Origin of the sequence: Thalassobius sp. Cn5-15, assembly GCF_022347685.1 — a bacterium.
Classification (GTDB): Bacteria; Pseudomonadota; Alphaproteobacteria; order Rhodobacterales; family Rhodobacteraceae; genus Thalassobius.
Map to the genome: position 1 here is coordinate 1 of NZ_JAKRGF010000017.1, position 1,267 is coordinate 1,267.

General features: G+C 57.2%; 1 protein-coding gene. It reads right to left on the reverse strand.

The genetic code is table 11. The features are described from left to right. Positions 1-91 precede the first annotated feature (91 nt). Positions 92-1,267, reverse strand: a 1,176-nt coding sequence (gene tuf / locus MHM86_RS16990; protein WP_239201798.1) for an elongation factor Tu, incomplete at its 5' end; no start/stop codon positions are given.

The following is a 1,267-nucleotide window of genomic DNA, read 5'->3' on the forward strand; positions in this document are numbered from 1 at the left end:
TGCCAGCCTCCTGCCAGTCTCCTCCCCCCACGCAAAAAGGGCGCCCCTAGGGACGCCCTTTTCTATTCTATCGCTAAATCGCTAACCTGAATTAGGCCAGGATTTTGGATACAACACCGGAACCAACGGTGCGACCACCTTCACGGATGGCGAAGCGCAGGCCTTCTTCCATCGCGATCGGGGCGATCAGCTCGGCCGACAGTTTCAGGTTGTCGCCGGGCATAACCATCTCGGTGCCCTCGGGCAGGATGCAGGTACCGGTTACGTCAGTGGTACGGAAGTAGAACTGCGGACGGTAGTTCGCGAAGAACGGAGTGTGACGGCCGCCTTCTTCTTTGGTCAGGATGTAGACCTCAGCTTCGAACTTGGTATGCGGGTTAACCGAACCCGGAGCACACAGAACCTGGCCACGCTCAACCGAGTCACGGTCAACACCACGCAGCAGGGCGCCGATGTTGTCGCCTGCTTCACCGCGGTCCAGCAGCTTGCGGAACATTTCAACACCGGTACAGGTGGTTTTCGAGGTGTCTTTGATGCCGACGATTTCGATCTCGTCACCAACGTTGATCACGCCACGCTCAACACGACCGGTTACAACAGTACCACGACCCGAGATCGAGAATACGTCTTCGATCGGCATCAGGAACGGCATGTCAACCGCACGCTCAGGCTGCGGGATGTACTCATCAACAGCGGCCATCAGCTCTTTGATTTTCTCTTCGCCGATTTCAGGCTTGTTGCCTTCCATCGCCGCCAGAGCGGAACCTGCGATGATCGGGATATCATCACCCGGGTAGTCATACTCGGACAGCAGCTCGCGGACTTCCATTTCCACCAGCTCCAGCAGCTCTTCGTCGTCTACCTGATCAACTTTGTTCAGGAAAACAACCATCTTCGGGATGCCAACCTGGCGGCCCAGCAGGATGTGCTCACGGGTCTGCGGCATCGGGCCGTCAGCTGCGTTCACAACCAGGATCGCGCCGTCCATCTGCGCGGCACCGGTGATCATGTTTTTCACGTAGTCAGCGTGGCCGGGGCAGTCAACGTGTGCGTAGTGACGGCTCTCGGTCTCATACTCAACGTGTGCGGTCGAGATGGTGATGCCGCGGGCTTTCTCTTCAGGCGCACCGTCAATCTGGTCGTATGCCTGAAAGTCACCAAAGTATTTGGTGATTGCTGCGGTCAGCGTGGTTTTGCCGTGGTCAACGTGGCCGATGGTGCCGATGTTAACGTGCGGTTTGGAACGCTCAAACTTTTCCTTTGCCAT